Genomic DNA, 19,168 nt, shown 5'->3' with positions numbered 1-19,168 from the left:
TCACTCCGTTCCGGTGGCGCGCAATGCCGTCGGCTCCCGACGGCGGATGAAGGTCTCGTGCAGCTGCATCGTCGACAGGATGCCGACGAAGGCCTGGTTGTCGCCGAACCCCACCACGTTGCCGCGGCGGCACTTCTCCACCAGCAGGCGCACCCGGGTGGCGTCGAACAGCCCGGCGTCGCGGATGCGTTCGGGCGAGAGCAATTCGTCGACCAGCGCATGCGGTCGACCGCCCGGGAAGAAGGAGGCCGCGTCCGGCGCGCGGTAGGGCTGCTTGGTGCGCCTGGCGATCGCCGGCGGAAGCAGCGGCGCGAGCGCGCGGCGCAGGATGTGCTTCTCGGTCAGGCCGCGCAGCTTCCAGTGCGCGGGAAGCCGGTTGGCGAATTCGATCAGGCGGTGGTCCAGGAACGGGAACCGGCCCTCGATCGAGTTCGCCATCGCCACCCGGTCGCCCTGCGACGACAGCAGGTAGCCCGCCATCAGGGTCTTGGCCTCGACGTACTGGTCGCGTGCCAGCGGCGACCAGTCGGCCATGCCGGCCGGCAGCCTCTGTTCGTAGAACGACAGCGGGTCGAAGGCCAGCGCCCGCGCCTGCAGTTCCGGCGCGAGGAACGCGAGTGCGCGCCGGGAGGTGGTCCAGCGCGGTGCATGGGCGAACACCGGGCGGTCGATGTGCTCCATGCCCTGGGCGAAGAAGCTGCGCGCGAAACCGGGCGAGCCCACCGGCGAGTGCCGCAGGTAGCCATACAGGCGTCCGAGCAGCAGGTGGCGCCAGCGCGACTGCGGCTGGCGCGCCCAGAACCGGCGCACCTTCGCTTCCTTGAACAGGTCGTAGCCGGCGAATACCTCGTCCGCGCCTTCGCCTGTCAGCACGACCTTGTAGCCGGCCCGGCGCACGGCGCCGGAGAGCAGCATCATCGGCACCGGTGCGGTCCGCAGCACCGGGGCCTCGGTATGCCGCACCAGCGCGGGAAACGCATCGGCGATGTCGGCCGCGGTGCAATGGAGCGTGGTGTGGTCGGTGCCGAGGTGGCGCATCATCGCCTGCTGCTGCTCGCGCTCGTCGAACTCGGCATCGTCGAAGGTGACCGAGAACGTGCGTACCTGGGCGATGCCCGACTGCCGGGCCAGGGCCACGATGCCGGACGAATCGAGTCCGCCGCTCAGGTAGGCCCCGACCGGCACGTCGGCCCGCAGCTGCAGGCGCACCGCGTCGGCCAGCAGCGCGCGCAGTTCGTGCACGGCATCGTCGATGCTCGCGAACGGCGGCGGATCGCCTGCGCGCGGGAACTGCCAGTCCCAATACCGCAGCAGGGCCTCGCTGCCATCGGTCTCGATCGCCAGCAGGTGGCCAGGCGGCAGGCTGCGGATGCCGGCGAACAGGGTGTCCGGGTCGCTGGGGCCCCACAGCGTGAACGCCTGCAGCAGGCCGTCCGGATCGATCCGCGCGCACTCCGGCAGCACCTCGAGCAGGGCCTTGGCTTCCGAGGCGAACCAGTGCCGCCCGCGCGCGACGGCGTGGTACAGCGGACGGATGCCGGCGCGGTCGCGCGCCAGCAGCAGCCGGCGCCGCGTGGTGTCCCACAATGCGATCGCGAACTGGCCGTTGAGCCGCTCCACGAACCGGTCGCCGTCGCGGCGGTACAGGTGCACGATCACTTCGGTGTCCGAGCGCGTCCGGAACCGCACGCCATCGCGCTCGAGTTCCGCGCGCAATTCGACGAAGTTGAAGATCTCGCCGTTGAACACGGTCCAGATCGTGCCGGTGCCGTCGTGGAGCGGCTGCTGGCCGGTGGCGAGGTCGATGATCGACAGCCGCGCATGTGCCAGCGCGATGCCCGGCTCAAGGTGCTGCCCGGTGGCATCGGGGCCACGATGGTGCAGGGTGGCGATCATGCGCCGCAGCGCATCTCGGTCCTGCGGCGCGGCGTCGGCAGGCGTGGTGAAGCCGGCGATCCCGCACATCGCTCAGGCGGTTCCGTTGGTGGATGACGCCTGCCCGGCGCGGGCGCGGAGGCGTGCGGCGGCATCGGAGGACTGCACGGACTCGGTGTTCGACATGGCGGGCGCGTCTGGAGGCGTGGGCCGGAAGAGAGACTCCGGCGCGCCAAAGCGCTGCCGCCAACCCGCTCCCCCGTCTGCTTCTGGAAACGTGGTCCGGAGGCGACGGAGGCCATTGGGAGTTGGATGCGCGCAAGCACCAGCGCCCTGTCGTGTCCGTACAGGGGCACGTCCCGTCCCGCGTCGCTTCGCCTTCCCGCAAGTCCAGGCAGCGCGCCGATCCCGTGCCGACGACACCGGCGCGTGCCACCCGTCGCCCGGACAAGGCCAAAGGCCGCCTCGGGGAGCTGGCCAGGAAACACCGGCGGGTCCACCACCGTAAACCCGCACCAGGCCCAGGCCCCAGGCGTCGCAGCGCGGGGCGCGCGGCACGGCCGGTTCCGACACGCGCCGGAAAGACCGCAGCGTCCGGAACCCCTCAGTCCGCCGGCGTCTTGTCCGGGTACCTGCACAGGTCCCGGATCACGCAATGCGGACAGTCGGGCTTGCGTGCCTTGCACACGTAGCGGCCGTGCAGGATCAGCCAGTGGTGCGCGCCCAGCAGGAATTCCTCCGGCACCACGCGCATCAGCCCGTCCTCCACCGCGCGTACGTCCGTGCCCGGCGCCAGGCCGGTGCGGTTGGCGACGCGGAAGATGTGGGTATCCACCGCGATGGTGCCTTCACCGAACACGGTGTTGAGCACCACGTTCGCGGTCTTGCGTCCCACGCCGGGCAGGGCTTCGAGCGCTTCGCGCGAGCGCGGCACCTCGCCGTCGTAGTCGTCGACCAGGATCCGGCACAGCGCGATCACGTTCCGGGCCTTCGCATTGAACAGGCCGATGGTGGAGATGTAGCGCTTGAGGCCGTCTTCGCCCAGCGCGAGGATCGCCTGCGGGGTGTTCGCGACCGGATACAGCCGACGGGTGGCCTTGTTCACGCCGACGTCGGTGGCCTGGGCCGACAGCACCACCGCCACCAGCAACTCGAACGGCGTGGCGTATTCGAGCTCGGTGGTGGGCGCGGGGTCGAGTTCGGCCAGGCGCGCGAACAGTTCACGCACCTGCGTCTCGCTCAGCCGGCTGCGCGATCGCGGTCGCGGTGATCTGCGCGCGCGCGCGGAAGCTGCGCTCACGCGCCGCCCGCGCGGGCCTTCGCGCGGGTCAGGGCCGCGGCGGCCGCGGCCGGCAGGGACGGCCCGGCGGGAGCGCCGGACGGGCCCTGCGTCGGTGGACTGCGCCGCGCCTCGCGTTCGGCAGCGCGACGTGCGAGCCGGTCGGCACGCGCGCCATAGCGCTCGCGCGCCGCCCAGGCCGCGCGCAGGCGCTGCCGGTTCGCCAGGACCAGTTGTCGCGATTCCGTGTCGAGGGCGTGCAAGGCGTCGGCAGCGATCTCCATCAAGCCGGCATCGAGCGCGGCGTCGATATCGTCGCCGCGCAGCAGCGCGACCAGTCGCTGCAGGGCGGGCGATGGAGACGCGGAGCGCGGACCAGGGGAGATCGGAGCCATGACGGCATCAGCGGCCGTGGAAGACCGGCTTGCGCTTGTCCAGGAAGGCCGCCGTGCCCTCGCGCATGTCCTCGCTGGCGAACGCCAGGCCGAACTGGGCGGCCTCGTACTCCAGCCCCTCTTCCAGACCGGCTTCGCCGCCGACCAGGATGCAGTCGAGGATGCCGCGCAGCGCCAGCGGGGCGGCCGCGGCGAGTTTGGCGGCCAGCGCCATGGTCTCGGTCTCGAGCTCGGCAGCCGGGACCACCCGGTTCACGATCCCCAGCTGCAGCGCACGCGCGGCGTCGACCGGGGCGCCTGTGAGGCACAGCTCCAGCGCGGCGGCGCGGCCGGCCAGCCGCAACAGGCGCTGGGTGCCTCCGAAGCCCGGCACCAGGCCCAGCCCGATCTCCGGCTGGCCGACCCGCGCCGTGTCGGCGGCGATGCGCAGGTGGCAGCACATCGCCAGTTCCAGCCCGCCGCCGAGGGCGAATCCGTTCACCATCGCGATCACCGGCTTGGGCAGGCGTTCGAAGCGGCGCATCATCCGCTGCCCGCGCAGCGCGAAATCGCGGCCCTGGGCCGGGGTCAGCCCGTTCATCTCGGCGATGTCCGCGCCGGCGACGAATGCCTTGGGGCCGGCACCGGTCAGCACCACCACGCGCACGGCGGGATCGGCGGCGGCGTCGTCGGCGGCCGCGTGCAGGGCGTCCAGGGTGGCCGAATCCAGCGCATTCAGGCGCTCGGGGCGATCGATGGTGATGACCCGGACCGCGTCGTGGTCGGAGAAGCGCAGGGGGGAGTCGGTCATGTGTGAATGCGGCTTTCGTGAACGGAAGGACGAAACGGGAACTCGGCGCGTGCCGCCCGGTCACAGGGGAGGCGTCAGTGGCGGTTAAGCCCCTGGGCCGCTATCCTAGCGTGTCCAGCAGGGGCGGTTCGACCGCCCCGTGTCGTGTCTGGGCCGGATTCCGGCCGATCGAACCCCTTTGGAGAGTGACCGAATGAAAGTGCGTTTGCTTGCCGCCTCCCTCGCGGCAATGACCCTGGTTTCCGCGGCGGCCTCCGCGCAGGACACCACGTCCGAGAAGGGCAAGCTGAGCTATGCGATCGGCTTCAACACCGGCGTCGAGCTGGCCGAACTGACTGCGCGTGGCGAAGCCGTCGACGTGAACACCGTCATCAAGGCCATCCAGGACGCGTACGCCAAGAAGCAGCCGGCGGTGCCGGTGGACCAGCTGAAGGCGGCGGTCGAGAACATGCAGCAGCGCCAGCAGGCGAAGATGCAGGCCGAGTTCACCCAGCTGGCCAGCGAGAACAAGACCAAGAGCGATGCCTTCCTGGCGCAGAACCGCGCCAAGCAGGGCGTGCAGACGCTGTCCGGCAGCACGGTCCAGTACCGCGTGATCGAGAACGGCAGCGGCGCCAAGCCCACCCAGGCCAGCGATGTGCAGATCAACTACAAGGGCGCGCTGCCCGACGGCACCGTGTTCGTCGACACCGCGCAGGCGCAGGAAGGCCAGCAGGCCGGTCCGGTCACGATGAAGGTGAGCCAGATCCCGCTGGTGGGCCTGCGCGAGGCGCTGCTGCAGATGCCGGCCGGCGCGCGCTGGGAAGTGGTGCTGCCGGGCGACAAGGCCTACGGCACCGACATGCGCGCCGGGCGCATGGCCAACCAGGCCGTGGTGTTCGACGTCAAGCTGGTCAGCGTCAAGTAACCTGCGCGGCCGCTGGCCGTGCCGCGGCGCCGGATCACGATCCGCGCCGCCCGTGTCCCTCCCGCTGCGCCGGCCCTGCCGGCGCAGCGTTTTTCTGGGCGCGCCCGGCGCGCCGCGAACGCCCCGTATTGCCCATGACCTCCACGTTCCGCGCCGTGCTCAGCCCCTGCATCGGCGTCTGCATGCTCGACGAGGAAGGCCTGTGCATGGGCTGCCACCGCACGCCCGGCGAGATCGCGCGCTGGTTGCAGATGGACGATGACGAACGCCTGCGGCTGATGGAGCATGTGCTGCCGCAGCGCGAGGCGCAGCGCACGACGTGAACGATCCGCGGGCCATGCTCGAGCGTGTCGCGCGCGCGCTGCACCCGCTGGATGCGGCGCCGGCGGGGCCCGAGTGGAACCTGGCAGAGCTCGATGGGCTGCTGGATGCGGCCGCGCCGGTGGAAGCGGCGGTGCTCCTGGGCCTGGTCGAGCGCGAGGCCGGGCTGAACGTGTTCCTGACCCTGCGCAACGATGGCCTGCGCCTGCATGCGGGCCAGGTCAGCCTGCCGGGTGGACGCGTCGATCCGGGCGACGACGGGGTGCTGGATGCGGCGCTGCGCGAGGCCCGCGAGGAGATCGGCCTGGCCGCTGCGCAGGCGGCGCCGCTGGGCTATCTCGATCCGATGCGCACCATTACCGGCTACCGCGTGGTTCCGGTACTCGCGCGCGTGGACCCGGACTTCGTGGCGCAGCCCGATCCGTCCGAAGTGGCGGCGGTGTTCGAGGTACCGCTCGCGTTCCTGCTCGCGCCCGAGCACCTGCGCGAGTCCGGTATCGAATACCGTGGCCGGGTTCGGCCAGTGCTCGAATTCGCGCCGTATCCGGGGGCGCCGGAGCGGCGCATCTGGGGCGTGACCGCGTCGATCCTGTACAACCTGCGCACCCGGCTGGAGGCTCTTGGATGAACACGCCCGACTGGCGCGTCGTGCTCGCCCCGCAGGCGCTCGCCGCCGGATTGGGGGCATCGGACGTGGTGGTGGTCGATTGCCGCGCCTCGCTGGCCGATCCGGACGCGGGCGAACGCGCCTGGCGCGCCGCGCACATTCCCGGCGCGCGGCATGCACATCTCGAGCGCGACCTGTCGCGCCGTGGTCCCGCGGGCGAGGGACGGCACCCGTGGCCGCTCGCCGCGACGTTCACCGAGCGGCTCGGCACATGGGGCGTTTCGCGCGACACCCGCGTGGTCGCCTACGACGATGGCGACGGCGCGTTCGCCGCGCGTCTGTGGTGCCTGCTGCACATGCTCGGACACGCGCGCGTGTCGGTGCTCGATGGCGGTTGGGCGGCGTGGACGCAGCTCGGACTGCCGCAGGAATCGGCTGCGCCCGTCGTCGTTGCGACGCGCTACGAGGGCACCTTCGATGCCTCGCGTCTGCTGGACAGCGCAGGAGTGCAAGCGCATCTGGCGCGTGGCGGACTCCTGCTGGATGCACGCGCGTCGGAGCGCTTCCGTGGCGAGGTGGAACCGATCGATGCGATCGCCGGCCATGTGCCCGGGGCGGTCAACCGTCCCTATGCCGCGAACCTGGAGGGCGGGCGGTTCCGGCCCGCGGCGCAGCTGCGCGGGGAGTTCGAGGCGCTGCTGGACGGGCGCGCGCCGCACGCGCTGGTGGCGATGTGCGGATCGGGCGTGACCGCCTGCCACCATCTGCTCGCGATGGCGCATGCGGGGCTGCCGGGCGCGTCGCTGTACACCGGCTCGTGGAGCGGATGGATCGGCGACCCCGGCCGGCCGATCGCGACCGGCGCCGGCTGAGTCACTTCCCCAGCTTCGCCACCAGCGCGTGCAGTGCGGCCTGGGTCTGCGGCTCGTTCCAGGTCTCGAGGAACCGGTCGAGCCGGATCAGTTCCGGCGCCAGCGCGGCGATCAGGTCGGCGCGCGCGATGGCGCGCGTCGCCAGTACCGGCGTGCGGGGCAGCGCCAGCAGGGCATCGAGCCAGGCCAGTGCGCGCGTCGCGACCTGCCCCGGGTCGGCCAGGTCGTCGACAAGCCCGATCCGGAGCGCCTGCCGCGCGTCGACCATCTCCCCGGCGACCAGCAGCCGCTCCGCCCGATGCGGCCCGACCACGCGCCGCAGCAGGCGCTGGATGCCTTCCGGCGCGACCAGCCCCACCTGCGTCTCGTTCAGGCCGATACGGTATTCGCCGTCCGCCATCACCCGGTAGTCGCAGCACAGCGCGAGCACGCAGCCGCCGGCGGGCGCGTGCCCGTCGATGGCGGCGGCGACCGGCACCGGGCATCCGGCCAGGGTGCGCGCGGCGAGGAAGAAGCCTTCCCACGCGTCGCGCAACTGCCCCTGCGAGAGGGTGAGCAGGTGCGGCACGTCCAGGCCGGCGGAGAACACGCGTGGGCCGCCGGCCAGGACGATGCCGTGTGCGCCGCCAGAGACCGCGGCGTCCACGGCTGCGCGCAGTTCGCCGCACAGGGCCGGGTCGAGCGCGTTCACCGGAGGCCGTGCAAGCCGCAGTTCGTGGACTGCGCCATGCCGGTGATGGGTGATGAGTGGCTGCATGCACCGGGACCATTCGACGGGAGCGTTATCATAGGCGCCATGTCCATCGCCCGCCTTGCTGCCGTCCTCCTGCTCGCAGCGGCCGCCGCACCTGCGGCGTACGCCGGCGACTGCATGCCGGTGCTGGAGTCGCCGTGGATCCGCAAGCCGCCGATGGCGATGCCGATGATGGCGGGCTTCGCCACGATCCGGAATCCGTGTCCGGCGTCCGTGACGCTGGTCGGAGCCTCCAGTCCCGCGTTCGGAGCGGTCGAACTGCACGAGACGCGCAGGGTCGACGGCGTGAGCCGGATGCGGCACGTCGAATCGCTGGACGTCCCGGCGGGCGGGGCGGTCACGCTGGCGCCGGGCGGCCTGCACCTGATGCTCATGCGTCCCCAGGCGGACGCCGCGATCGGCGAGTCGCTCGAGGTCGAACTCGAGCTGGCCGACGGGCGCACGCTGGGAGCCGCGTTCCAGGTCAGGGACGCCACCGCGCGCTGAGCACGGCGCTGTACCGGCGGCGGCCGGCGGCGGTATCCGCCGTGTCAAGAGCGCGCCTGCGATCCAGTTGCAGGACGGGTACGGAGCCGGTTGCAGAACTGAAACTCCACGCTGGACCGACTGCACTGCGGATTTTCCCGCGTATGCGCGAGGTTGCGTGATCGTCCGGGCGTGCGATGCGGCACGCGTGCGGCGGAAGGCGTTTCAATCCTGAAACTTTTTCGGCCCCGAACCGGGGGCGTATCCGTCCGGATCGCGTCATGCAGCGGACGCCTTCGCAAAAACAGATTGCCGTTCAATGCCTTGCGCAAGTGGCGCGCGCCTGGCATCGGGTTTGCGTAAGGACCGCAGCGCCGGCGGCCGTCATGAGGACGCGCCGCCGGGCGCGACGAACCTGAAGGAGTCTTTCCATGCGCATTCGACACAGCATCCTCACCGCGGCCGTCCTGGTCGCGCTGGGCGTGTCCGGGCCGCTGATGGCCCAGGACGAGGCCGGCGCCGGCGACAACAATTCCACCCAGGGCAACCACCGCGACAACATGACCCAGGCGCTCGCCAGCGGGCCCGGCAGCGCGGCGGCCGACAACCACAGCACCGCCACCGCCACCACCACCGATTCGTTCAACACCAGCTCGAACACGGTCGTGGCCACCACCCAGCTCAGCGGCACCGTGACCGGCAACGGGGTGTCCGGGCTCGGCAACGTCGCCAACAATGCCGGCAATGCGTCCGGTGGCGGGGGTGGAGCAGGCGGTGCGGGACTGGGCGGCCCGGCGGTGGGCGGGTCCGGCACGGGCGGCGATGGCGGCGACGGCGGCGATGCCGGCGCGTTGAGCGCCCGCGACGGTGACTCGGCCAGCGCAGCGCAGACCGCAGCGAACGGCATGTCGGGTGCGGGTGCGGGAGCCGAGGCGCGCAGCCGGACCCGCGAACGCGGCGCCGGCGCGGCGAGTGCCGACAGCCAGGCGCAGGCCGACGCTTCGTCGACTGCCGACACCTCGGCGACCGGTGGCGACAGCATGGCCGACAACGCCGGGAGCAGCGGCGCTGCGTCCGCCTGGGGCGGTGCCGGCGGCAGCGGCGGCAACGGCAATGGCGGCGACGCCACCGGCGGTGACGGCACCGGCGGCAGTGGCGGCACCGGCGGCAATGGCGGCACGGCGTATGCCCATGCCGGCGCCTTCGACATGTCCAACGCCATGGATGGATCGGCCAACGCGGCCGCGGGGATCATGGTCATGGCGCAGAACAGCGGCGCCGCGTCGCTGATCCAGCAGGGCGTGACGGTCCAGGCCAACCTGACGGTCGGTCCGTGATGCGGTGACCCGCCACGCGGCGGGGCAGCGACGGCCGTGGTGCGGGCAATGTCCTGCACCGCGGTCCGTCGGTCTCGAGGAGATGGCCGCGGACCGGAGATGGTCCCCGGCAGGGAGGTGAAGTCCATGGACGCATCCAGGCGCTGGTGGCGAGGGCTGGCCACGGGCCTTCTGCTGGTGCCCTGGTCCGTCGTGGCGAGCGGGCCGGCCCCGACCGGGAATGCGCCGGTACCTGCGCCCGTGGCGGACGTGAGCCTTGATGCGCTGGGCCCCGCGGTGGCCGAGCAGGCGCTCTCGGGCCTGCGCGGCGGCGAGGCTTCGATCGAGGTCAGCGTCGACAGCCACGGCACGGTGGACGGCAATTCGGCCAGCCACGTGGTCTCGGGCGACAACCGCATCGACGGGGGTGCGTTCGCCAATGCCGCCGGGCTCAACACGGTGATCCAGAACAGCGGGTCGAACGTGCTGATCCAGAACGGCACCTCGGTGAACGTCCGGTTCGGCGCAGGGCCGTGAGCGCACGGCGCGCATCCTTGCTGGGGGTGGTGCTGGCACTGGCGGGCGCGCCGGCCCTCGCCGGATCGATCGACCTGCGCGTGCCCTACGGCGGCGGCTATTCTGTGCCGGTGACCAGCCTGAAGGAGGCGCGGTTCCGCGCCACCGTGCCGCAGCGCTACGACTTCAGCTGCGGATCGGCGGCAGTCGCGACCCTGCTGACCTACCAGTACGGCACCCCGGTCGACGAGGCCGAGGTGTTCGCGCACATGTACGCCACCGGCGACCAGGCGCGGATCCGCGCGGAAGGATTCTCGCTGCTCGACATGCGCCGCTACCTGGCCTCGCGCGGGTTCGAGGCCGATGGCTTCCGGGTGCCGCTCGACAGATTGCCCGAACAGGGCCTGCCCGCGATCGTGCTGGTCAACGACCGCGGCTATCGCCATTTTGTCGTGGTGCGCGGACTGCGGCATGGTCGTGTGCTGGTGGCGGATCCAGCCCGTGGCGCGCGTGCGATCCCGCGCCGCGACTTCGCGCGGATCTGGGACAACGGCGTGCTGTTCGTGGTCCACAACCGGCGTGAACTGGCGAGCTTCAACCAGGCGCGCGACTGGAACTCGGCGCCCGTCGCCCCTCTGCACCTGGGCATCCAGCGCCAGGGACTGCAGACCATCGTGATCCCGCGGCGCGGACCGGGCGACATCTGATGGGCGCAGGGAAGGCATGGAGTTGCTGGGCGCTGGCCTGGCTACTGGCGTGGATGCCGGCGCAGGCGCGCGAGCCTGCGGTCCCTGGGCTGGGTCCCGAGTGGCGGCGTGTCGAACCGGCGGCGCTGGAGGCGCAACGGGGTGGCTTCGTGATGCCGTCTGGGCTGCAGGCTTCGTTCGGATTCGAGCGCACCGTGCACGTCAACGGTGCGCTGGTCTCGTCGCTGCGCGTGCGCGTGGCCGACGTGGGGCGGATCACCGCGGAAGAGGCGGCGCAACTGGCCGCACTCGGGCGGACGCAGCTGATACAGATCGGCGCGGGCAACGCGGCCCCGGCGGACGTGGCCGGCCTGGTGATCCAGAACTCGCTCGACGGCCAGCGCATCCAGGTGCGGAGCACCCTGGACGCGAGTTCCAATGCGCTCGGCCTGCTGCAGGCATTGAACGCGGCGCAGGCGCTGCAGGCGACCACGGCCACGTCGGTGGGCGGGCTTTGACGGTGCGCCCGGGGGAACAGGGACGTTCGCCATGAGCCACGGTGCACCGGGGAGGATGCGCGTTCACGGTGGCGGCGTTCCGGCGTGTCGCAGCGGTCTTCTTCATCCGCTCCTCGCCATTGGCGCGCTGTGTTGCGCGTTCGCAGTGCACGCGCAGGAGGCCCCGCACGAGGCACGGCTGCAGCACCTCGAAGGCAGGCTGGCCGAGCAGCATCGCCAGATCGGCGCGTTGCAGGCGCTGGTCGAGCGCCAGCAGCGCGAACTCGACGCGCTGGCGCGTGAGCTCGGGGACTCACGACTCGATGCGATGCGTGCGCGTGGCGACGATCCGGCGCACCCGCTACTGCCGTTGGCGATCGGGCAGAGCACCGTCGGCCTGGCGGCGGACGGTACGACGCATCCTTCCCAGACCGCGCCGGTAGCGGCGTCTGTGGAGGATGCGCCCGACGTGCAGGCGGACGGACCACGGGCAGACGACGCGGCCGGAATGACGCAGGTCGGGCGTCCACCCGAGTCCGCCGAACGCCCTCCGGAAGTCGCGCAGATCTTCGACCAGCCGGGGGTACTGACGCCTCGTGGACGCCTGGTGCTGGAGCCCTCGCTGCAGTTCGGCTATTCGAGCAACGACCGTGTGGCGCTGGTCGGCTACACGGTGATTCCCGCGATCCTGATCGGCCTCATCGACGTACGCCAGGTCAAGACCACCAGCCTGACCGCGACGCTGGCCGCGCGTTACGGACTGAGCCGTCGACTGGAACTCGAGGTCAGGGCGCCGTTCTCGTACATCAGCAGCGACACGGTCAGCCGCGAGATCTTCACCGGTGCGGCGCAGGACAACGTCTTCCAGGCCGACGGCAAGGGCGTGGGCGACCTCGAACTCACCGCCCGCTACCAGCTCAACGAGGGCGGCGTCGACAGGCCGTTCTACGTGCTGTGGCTGCGCTACAAGACGCGCACCGGGCGCGACCTGTTCGAGGTCGTCACCGATTGCGTCACCCGTTGCGTGGCCAACGCCACCGGCACCGGACTGCCGCTGGATCTGCCCACCGGCAGCGGCTTCACCGCGCTGCAGCCTGGCGTGACATGGCTGTACGCGTCGGATCCGGTGGTGTTCTTCGGCAGCCTGAGCTACCTGCACAATTTCGAGCGCGACGATGTGTCGCGGATCGTGCTTTCGGGCGCACCCGAGGGGTTTCCGCAGACCACGACCGAGCCGATCGGAACGGTCGATGCCGGGGACATCATCGGTTTCAACTTCGGCATGGGGCTGGCGTTGAACGAGCGCGCCTCGGTCAGCTTCGGCTACGACCAGAGCATCGTCGACCGCACCAAGCAGAACGGAGAGGACGCCCCGGGCGCGGTGCGGGTCGTGCTGGGGACCCTGGTGGTCGGGGGCTCGTATCGCCTCGGCGAGCGCACCAGCCTCAACGTGGCGCTGGGGGTAGGGGTGACCCGCGACACGCCGGATGTCTCGCTCGCCGTGCGTGTTCCGGTGACGTTCTGAGGCCGTGTCCGTCGGCGCAGCGGGAGCAGCCGATTCCCTGTCGATGCGATGCCGGAGACGGATGGTGCGCTGCCGCACTGTCCGTTGCCGCCGCCGACCTGCGTTCCGAAAGCATTAGGAACCACGACAGGAGGCATCGGCATCCAGGGGGGAGGATGCGGGGAGTTCCCGCATGCAATCGCGTCACGAACCCCGCGAACTGGTCCACCTGCAGGTGCAGGCATTCGCCGATGATGGCGTGCTCGAACGCATGCTGCAGGCGGCAGGCTGGCGCTTCGCGCGCGGCGATGGCGCCGGGCCGGAGACGTCCGCGGATGAGCCGGGCGTCGGCCTGCTCGACCTGCGCGGAGTCGGACCGGACCGGGCGCCTGCGCTCCTGCTGCCCGCCATGGCCGCGGTACTCTCGGCTCCGAGGAGGGAATGGGTGGCGGTGCTGCACGCTGCGCAACTGGACTGCGTGCCGCTGGGACGTCTGGTCCATGGCTACTGTCGAGACTACGTCACCGTTCCCTGCGAGGCCGACACGCTGTCCCTCGTGCTGGGCCACGCGCTGGGCATGGCCCGCCTGCCCGACCTTGACGAGGACCTGCCCGGGGATGGGCCACGGCTCGAGGGCGTGATCGGAGAAAGCGAGGTGATGCGCCAGCTGGCCAGGCGGGTGCTGAAGGCGGCCGGCTGCGACGCGCCCGTCTTCCTCTCCGGTGAGACGGGCACGGGCAAGGAACTGGTCGCGGCCGCGCTCCACCGACATTCCCGGCGCAAGAGTCTGCCTTTCGTGGGCATCAACTGCGGCGCCATTCCCCACAGCCTGATGGAATCGGAACTGTTCGGCTACGAGCGCGGCGCATTCACCGGCGCGGTGCAGCGCAAGCTCGGCCGGGTGGAGCTTGCGCATGGCGGCACCCTGTTCCTCGACGAGGTGGCCGACCTGCCGATGGAATCCCAGGCTTCGCTGCTGCGCTTCCTGGAAGAAGGGCGGATCTGCCGGCTGGGCGGACAGGCGCCGATCCGGGTGGACGCCAGGATCGTGTCGGCCACCCATGTCGACCTGCGGCGCGCGGTCGACGAGGGTCGTTTCCGGGCCGACCTCTACCACCGCCTCCGGGTCATCGAACTGAAGATGCCGGCCCTGCGCGAGCGCGGCGGCGACCTCGTCCTGATCGCCCAGCACGCCCTGCAACGGCACGCGGGCGAGGCGGGCGGTCGGGTCAGGGGCTTCAAGGCCTGTGCGCTGCGGGCGATCCAGAGCTACGGCTGGCCCGGCAATGTGCGTGAGCTGATCAACCGCGTGCGCGAGGCCATGGTGATGGCCGAGGGATGCCACCTGTCCGCGCGCGACCTGCAGCTGGAGGACCGGAGTCCCGACCAGCAGGCGGTGACGATCGACCTGGCGCGACGCGCGGGGGAACGCACCGCGATCGATCGCGCGCTGGCACGCCACGGGCAGCATGTGGGACAGGCCGCCGACGAGCTCGGAATCTCGCGCGTCACCCTGTACCGGCTGATGCTGCGCCACGGCCTGCACGAGGCGCGTCCGGACGCGCAGTGGAGCCGCCTGTCGCTGGTGAAGGGCGGCGGCGAGGAGGCCTGAGCCTGCGGCGCGTCAGCCTACGGCGACGGCCCGCACCACGTCCGGCAGCGGCACCGGGCGACCGCTGGTGCGATCGATCCACACCATCACCACGTGGCCGTCGGCATGCAGGGTGGCGCCATCGGCGCTGGCGATGCGGTGGCCGATGGTGACGCTGGTGGTGCCGACGCGATCGGCGAACAGCTCGACCACCACGCTCGACGGATACGGAATCGGCACCCGGTAGTTCATCTGCACCGCGGCCAGCAGCGGCGCCGTCGACTCGGTCAGCCACTCCTTGCCCAGCGACTCGAACCACCGGATCCGCGCCTCCTCCAGGTAGGTCATGAAGTTCGAATTGTTGACGTGGTTGAACGCGTCCAGATCGCGCCAGCGCAGTTCGATCGGGAGGCGGAACAGGGCGGTTCGGTTGTCGAGGCTCATGTCGTGGCCGGTTCCTGCAGGGTCGTGTCGGATCGGGCGGCGGCGCGCGGCTCAGGCCGCCGACCGCCGCCTGCCGCGTGCCTTCTCCTCCAGGCCGAGGGTCTTGGCCAGGAAGCGCCCGGTGTGCGACTGCTCCATCCTGGCCAGCTGCTCGGGCGTGCCCTCGGCGATGATCATGCCGCCGCGATGGCCGCCTTCGGGGCCGAGATCGACCACCCAGTCGGCGGTCTTGATCACGTCGAGGTTATGCTCGATCACGACTACGGTGTTGCCGTCGTCGCGCAACTTGTGCAGCACCGCCAGCAAGTGCTCGATGTCGTGGAAGTGCAGGCCGGTGGTGGGTTCGTCGAGGATGTACAGCGTGCGCCCGGTGTCGCGGCGCGAGAGTTCCTTCGACAGCTTCACCCGCTGCGCCTCGCCGCCGGACAGCGTGGTCGCGGGCTGGCCGAGCTTGATGTAGCTCAGGCCGACGTCGAGCAGGGTTTCGAGCTTGCGCGAGATCGACGGCACCGGTTCGAACAGTGCCAGCGCGTCCTCGACCGTCATGTCCAGCACGTCGTGGATGCTGTAGCCCTTGTACAGGATTTCCAGCGTCTCGCGGTTGTAGCGCTTGCCGTGGCACACGTCGCAGGGCACGTACACATCCGGCAGGAAGTGCATCTCGACCTTGATCAGGCCGTCGCCCTGGCAGGCTTCGCAGCGGCCGCCGCGCACGTTGAAGCTGAAGCGTCCGGGCGAGTAGCCGCGCGCACGCGATTCGGGCACCTGCGCGAACAGCTCGCGCAGCGGCGTGAACAGGCCGGTGTAGGTCGCCGGGTTGGAACGCGGCGTGCGGCCGATCGGCGACTGGTCGATGTCGACCACCTTGTCGAACAGGTCCAGGCCCTGGATGTCGCGGAACGGTGCCGGCTTGTGCGAGGCGCCATTGATCTCGTTCGCGGCCAGCGTATAGAGCGTGTCGTTGATCAGCGTCGACTTGCCCGAACCCGAGACGCCGGTGACGGCGGTGAACAGCCCGGAGGGAATCGTCAGGTCGACATTCCTGAGGTTGTTGCCCGACGCGCCGAGCAGCCGCAGCTGCATCTTCGGGTTCGCCTTGGTGCGCTTGGCGGGCACCGCGATCTGGCGTTTGCCGGACAGGTACTGGCCGGTGAGCGAACGCGGGGCCTTGAGCACGTCCTTCAGCGTGCCCTGCGCCACGACCTCGCCGCCGTGCACGCCGGCCATCGGGCCGATGTCGACGACGTGGTCGGCCAGGCGGATCGCATCCTCGTCGTGCTCGACCACGATCACGGTGTTGCCCAGGTCCCGCAGCCGCGTGAGCGTCCCGAGCAGGCGCTCGTTGTCGCGCTGGTGCAGGCCGATGCTGGGCTCGTCGAGCACGTACATCACCCCCACCAGGCCCGCCCCGATCTGGCTGGCCAGGCGGATCCGCTGCGCCTCGCCGCCCGACAGCGTGTCGGCCTTGCGCTCGAGGGTGAGGTAATCCAGCCCGACGTCGACCAGGAAGCTCAGCCGTTCGCGGATTTCCTTGACGATCTTGGTGGCGATCTCGCCGCGCCAGCCGGGCAGGCGCAGCTCTCCGAAGAAGCGCAGCGCATCGTCGATCGGCAGCACCACGAGGTCGGACAACGGCCGCTCGGCCACGAACACGTTGCGCGCCGAGCGGTTCAGGCGCGCGCCGCCGCAGTCCACGCACGGGCGTTCGCTGATGTACTTGGCCAGCTCCTCGCGCACCGCGGCAGACTCGGTCTCGCGATAGCGACGCTCCAGATTCGGCACGATGCCCTCGAAGCGGTGCTTGCGCTGGGTGCGGCCGCCGGCGTCGGTGATGTAGCTGAAGGTGATGGTCGTATTGCCGCTGCCGAACAGCACCGCCTCGCGCGAGGCCTCCGGCAGGTCCTGCCAGGGCGTATCGACGCTGAAGCCGTAGTGTTTCGCCAGCGACTGGATCAGCTGGAAGTAGTACGCATTGCGCCGGTCCCAGCCCCGCACCGCGCCGGCCGCCATCGAGAGCTCGGGATGCACCACCACCCGGTCGGGGTCGAAGAACTGGGACACGCCCAGGCCGTCGCAGGTCGGGCAGGCGCCGACCGGCGAGTTGAACGAGAACAGGCGCGGCTCGAGCTCGGGCAGGGCGTAGTCGCACACCGGGCAGCTGTACTTTGACGAGAACAGCAGCGGCGCCGCCGCCTCGTCGTCGATCGCCTGGACCGAAGCCATGCCGTCGCCGAGCTTGAGCGCGGTCTCGAAGGACTCGGCCAGGCGCTGCTTGAGGTCGTCGCGGACCTTGAAGCGGTCGATCACCGCTTCGATGGTGTGCTTCTGGCGCAGGCCCAGCGGCGGCACCGCGTCGATCTCGTGAAGCGTGCCGTCCACGCGCACCCGCACGTAGCCCTGCGCGCGCAGTTGCTCGAACACCTGTGCGTGCTCGCCCTTGCGCTCGCGCACCACCGGTGCCAGCAGCATCCAGCGGGCATCGCCGTCCAACGCCAGGACTTGGTCCACCATCTGGCTGACCGTCTGCGCCTCGAGCGGATAGCCGTGGTCCGGACAGCGCGGAAGGCCCACGCGTGCGTAGAGCAGGCGCAGGTAGTCGTAGATCTCGGTGATGGTGCCGACCGTCGAGCGCGGGTTGTGGCTGGTCGACTTCTGCTCGATCGAGATCGCCGGGCTCAGCCCTTCGATGTGGTCGACATCGGGCTTGTCCATCACGCTCAGGAACTGGCGCGCGTAAGCCGACAGCGACTCGACGTAGCGGCGCTGGCCTTCGGCGTAGATGGTGTCGAACGCCAGCGACGACTTGCCCGAGCCGGACAGGCCGGTGATCACGATGAGCTTGTCGCGGGGCAGGTCGAGGTCGACGTTCTTGAGGTTGTGGGTACGGGCACCGCGAATGCGGATGGTGTCCATCGCCATCGGGGAGGATTCCGGTAGGAGCAGGGGGAGGGTGCCGGCAAACGGCAATCGGTCAGCCTAGCGAGCGGCTGAGATGGGGGCAAATGCCGCGAATGCCAGTCTGGAGGACCTCTGTCTCAGCCCGCGAGACGAGGACGACGACGGCGTTCGCAGCAAAGGCCCGGGCGATCCCGATGAGCCGGTCTGCGGCAGTTCGCCGGCGGACCGGATCCGCCGCCGGCAGGACGTTATTTCATTGTTAACACGCCCTTCACGACATGAAATCTAATCTGCCGCCGTCCGTTCAGCTAGATGGCTGGCGGGAATGATGCACGGCGTCGATCCCTGGACCGGGTCGACGCGCGCGAAAATGGACACGCAAGTCCCTCAAAGGAACCCAAACAATGAAAAAGAATCTCCTCGGCCTCGCACTTCTGGGTGGGCTTGCCATGGCGCAGTCGGCCTCTGCGCAGGAATTCGACGATCGCTGGTACATCAGCGGCTCGGCCGGCTTCAATCTCCAGGACAACGATCGCCGCACCAATGACGCCCCGGCGGTTGCGCTGGGTGTGGGCAAGTTCATCAGCCCGGTCTGGTCGGTGGAAGGTGAAGTCAATTACCAGAACCCCAATTTCGATCACAACCAGGATCTGAACTGGAGCCAGTACGGCATCTCGCTGGACCTGCGCCGCCATTTCATCAATGAGGAGCGCAACTGGGCGCCGTACGTGCTGTTCGGTCTGGGCTACCAGCGCTCGGAAGAAGAGTACGACGCGTTCCCGAGCGCGAACTCGCCGGCGGAGCGCGAGGACGGCAATCTGGCGGCCAAGATCGGCGTCGGTCTGCAGGGCGACTTCTCGCGCCGTGTCGCGGTGCGCGCCGAGGTGGCGACCCGGTTCGACTTCGACGACCAGAGCTATGCTGCCGAGAGCGGCGTGGACTCGGGTGGCTACCCGCACCAGCAGGAAGAGAGCTACTTCAGCGACGTGATCGCGTCGGTGGGCGTGATCATCCCGCTGGGTCCGGAGCCGACCGCGCCGGTGGCCCCGCCGCCGCCGCCGCCGCCGACCCCGGCTCCGCCGCCGCCGCCGGCTCCGATCACGATCGACCTGAACGGCGTGAACTTCGACTTCGACCGTTCGACGCTGCGTCCTGACGCGGTGCAGATCCTGAACGAGGCGGTGGAGATCCTGAAGCGCTATCCCGACCTGCGTGTCGAAGTGGCCGGCCATACCGACCTGTGCGGTTCGGACGCCTACAACCAGGGTCTGTCGGAGCGTCGCGCGTCGGCGGTGTACGACTACATGACCAGCAACGGCATCGATGCCGGCCGCCTGATGGGTCCGACCGGTTACGGCGAGAGCCGTCCGCTGGAGCCGACGGCGCAGACGCTGCCGGGCTGCAAGAGCGAGGTCAACCGCCGTACCGAGCTCAACGTCCAGAACTGATCC

General features: G+C 70.4%; 16 protein-coding genes and 2 pseudogenes. 11 read left to right on the top strand and 7 right to left on the bottom strand.

The window, feature by feature from the left end; translation table 11 throughout:
• The 4 genes from asnB to QFW81_RS00725 form a co-directional block, all read right to left on the bottom strand.
• Complete coding sequence (gene asnB, locus QFW81_RS00740; RefSeq protein WP_280576644.1) at nt 1-1,965, bottom strand: asparagine synthase (glutamine-hydrolyzing); 1,965 nt, start codon at nt 1,963-1,965, stop codon at nt 1-3.
• Between the two features lie 514 nt (nt 1,966-2,479).
• On the bottom strand, nt 2,480-3,118 hold the full coding sequence (gene nth, locus QFW81_RS00735; RefSeq protein WP_280576653.1) for an endonuclease III: 639 nt from the start codon (nt 3,116-3,118) through the stop codon (nt 2,480-2,482).
• A gap of 53 nt (nt 3,119-3,171) precedes the next feature.
• Nucleotides 3,172-3,549 (bottom strand): hypothetical protein, encoded by a 378-nt coding sequence (locus QFW81_RS00730; protein ID WP_280576643.1) that lies wholly within the window; start codon nt 3,547-3,549, stop codon nt 3,172-3,174.
• Nucleotides 3,550-3,556: 7 nt separating this feature from the next.
• Nucleotides 3,557-4,339 carry an enoyl-CoA hydratase/isomerase family protein gene (locus QFW81_RS00725; protein ID WP_280576642.1) on the bottom strand — a complete coding sequence of 261 codons (783 nt, stop codon included), beginning with the start codon at nt 4,337-4,339 and terminating at the stop codon, nt 3,557-3,559.
• A gap of 193 nt (nt 4,340-4,532) precedes the next feature.
• Here QFW81_RS00725 and QFW81_RS00720 point away from each other — a divergent pair, with 193 nt between their 5' ends.
• The 3 genes and pseudogenes from QFW81_RS00720 (at nt 4,533) to QFW81_RS00710 (ending at nt 7,046) form a co-directional block, all read left to right on the top strand.
• Entirely contained in the window at nt 4,533-5,246 is a 714-nt protein-coding gene (locus QFW81_RS00720) for an FKBP-type peptidyl-prolyl cis-trans isomerase N-terminal domain-containing protein (RefSeq protein ID WP_280576641.1), read from the top strand.
• Between the two features lie 134 nt (nt 5,247-5,380).
• A pseudogene (locus tag QFW81_RS00715) lies at nt 5,381-6,195 on the top strand (NUDIX hydrolase).
• Entirely contained in the window at nt 6,192-7,046 is an 855-nt protein-coding gene (locus tag QFW81_RS00710; RefSeq protein WP_280576640.1) for a sulfurtransferase, read from the top strand. Before QFW81_RS00715 ends, QFW81_RS00710 begins: the two are co-directional and overlap by 4 nt.
• Nucleotide 7,047: 1 nt before the next feature.
• On the opposite strand, the gene QFW81_RS00705 is transcribed toward QFW81_RS00710, so the two are convergent.
• Nucleotides 7,048-7,803: an enoyl-CoA hydratase/isomerase family protein gene (locus tag QFW81_RS00705; protein WP_280576639.1), complete on the bottom strand. Its 756-nt coding sequence runs from the start codon at nt 7,801-7,803 to the stop codon at nt 7,048-7,050.
• A gap of 39 nt (nt 7,804-7,842) precedes the next feature.
• Here QFW81_RS00705 and QFW81_RS00700 point away from each other — a divergent pair, with 39 nt between their 5' ends.
• From QFW81_RS00700 to QFW81_RS00670, 7 genes are all read left to right on the top strand, one after another.
• Nucleotides 7,843-8,286, top strand: a complete 444-nt coding sequence (locus QFW81_RS00700; protein ID WP_280576638.1) for a copper chaperone PCu(A)C — start codon at nt 7,843-7,845, stop codon at nt 8,284-8,286.
• Between the two features lie 410 nt (nt 8,287-8,696).
• Complete coding sequence (locus QFW81_RS00695) at nt 8,697-9,602, top strand: hypothetical protein (protein WP_280576637.1); 906 nt, start codon at nt 8,697-8,699, stop codon at nt 9,600-9,602.
• 126 nt (nt 9,603-9,728) lie between these two features.
• Nucleotides 9,729-10,118, top strand: coding sequence for a hypothetical protein (locus QFW81_RS00690; RefSeq protein ID WP_280576636.1), 390 nt, complete (start codon nt 9,729-9,731; stop codon nt 10,116-10,118).
• Nucleotides 10,115-10,804 carry a C39 family peptidase gene (locus QFW81_RS00685; RefSeq protein WP_280576635.1) on the top strand — a complete coding sequence of 230 codons (690 nt, stop codon included), beginning with the start codon at nt 10,115-10,117 and terminating at the stop codon, nt 10,802-10,804. The genes QFW81_RS00690 and QFW81_RS00685 overlap by 4 nt, the downstream gene beginning before the upstream one ends.
• Nucleotides 10,804-11,301 (top strand): hypothetical protein, encoded by a 498-nt coding sequence (locus QFW81_RS00680; RefSeq protein ID WP_280576634.1) that lies wholly within the window; start codon nt 10,804-10,806, stop codon nt 11,299-11,301. Before QFW81_RS00685 ends, QFW81_RS00680 begins: the two co-directional genes overlap by 1 nt.
• 145 nt (nt 11,302-11,446) lie before the next feature.
• The gene (locus tag QFW81_RS00675; protein WP_280576632.1) at nt 11,447-12,805 is read left to right on the top strand and encodes an acetate kinase; all 1,359 of its coding nucleotides are present in this window, start codon (nt 11,447-11,449) and stop codon (nt 12,803-12,805) included.
• A gap of 172 nt (nt 12,806-12,977) precedes the next feature.
• On the top strand, nt 12,978-14,396 hold the full coding sequence (locus tag QFW81_RS00670) for a sigma-54 dependent transcriptional regulator (protein ID WP_280576631.1): 1,419 nt from the start codon (nt 12,978-12,980) through the stop codon (nt 14,394-14,396).
• Nucleotides 14,397-14,408: 12 nt separating this feature from the next.
• Here the strand turns inward: QFW81_RS00670 and QFW81_RS00665 are convergent, their stop codons facing one another.
• Nucleotides 14,409-14,819 (bottom strand): acyl-CoA thioesterase, encoded by a 411-nt coding sequence (locus tag QFW81_RS00665; RefSeq protein ID WP_280576630.1) that lies wholly within the window; start codon nt 14,817-14,819, stop codon nt 14,409-14,411.
• Nucleotides 14,820-14,915: 96 nt separating this feature from the next.
• Nucleotides 14,916-17,738: pseudogene (gene uvrA / locus QFW81_RS00660) on the bottom strand (excinuclease ABC subunit UvrA); the annotation flags it as partial.
• Nucleotides 17,739-18,121: 383 nt separating this feature from the next.
• Between uvrA and QFW81_RS00655 the strand changes: the two are divergent.
• On the top strand, nt 18,122-19,165 hold the full coding sequence (locus QFW81_RS00655) for an OmpA family protein (RefSeq protein WP_425603943.1): 1,044 nt from the start codon (nt 18,122-18,124) through the stop codon (nt 19,163-19,165).
• The last annotated feature ends 3 nt before the right edge of the window (nt 19,166-19,168 follow it).

The organism is Luteimonas kalidii, from assembly GCF_029887935.1.
Taxonomy (GTDB): Bacteria; Pseudomonadota; Gammaproteobacteria; order Xanthomonadales; family Xanthomonadaceae; genus Luteimonas; species Luteimonas kalidii.
This window is presented reverse-complemented; position numbering and strand designations above follow the sequence as displayed.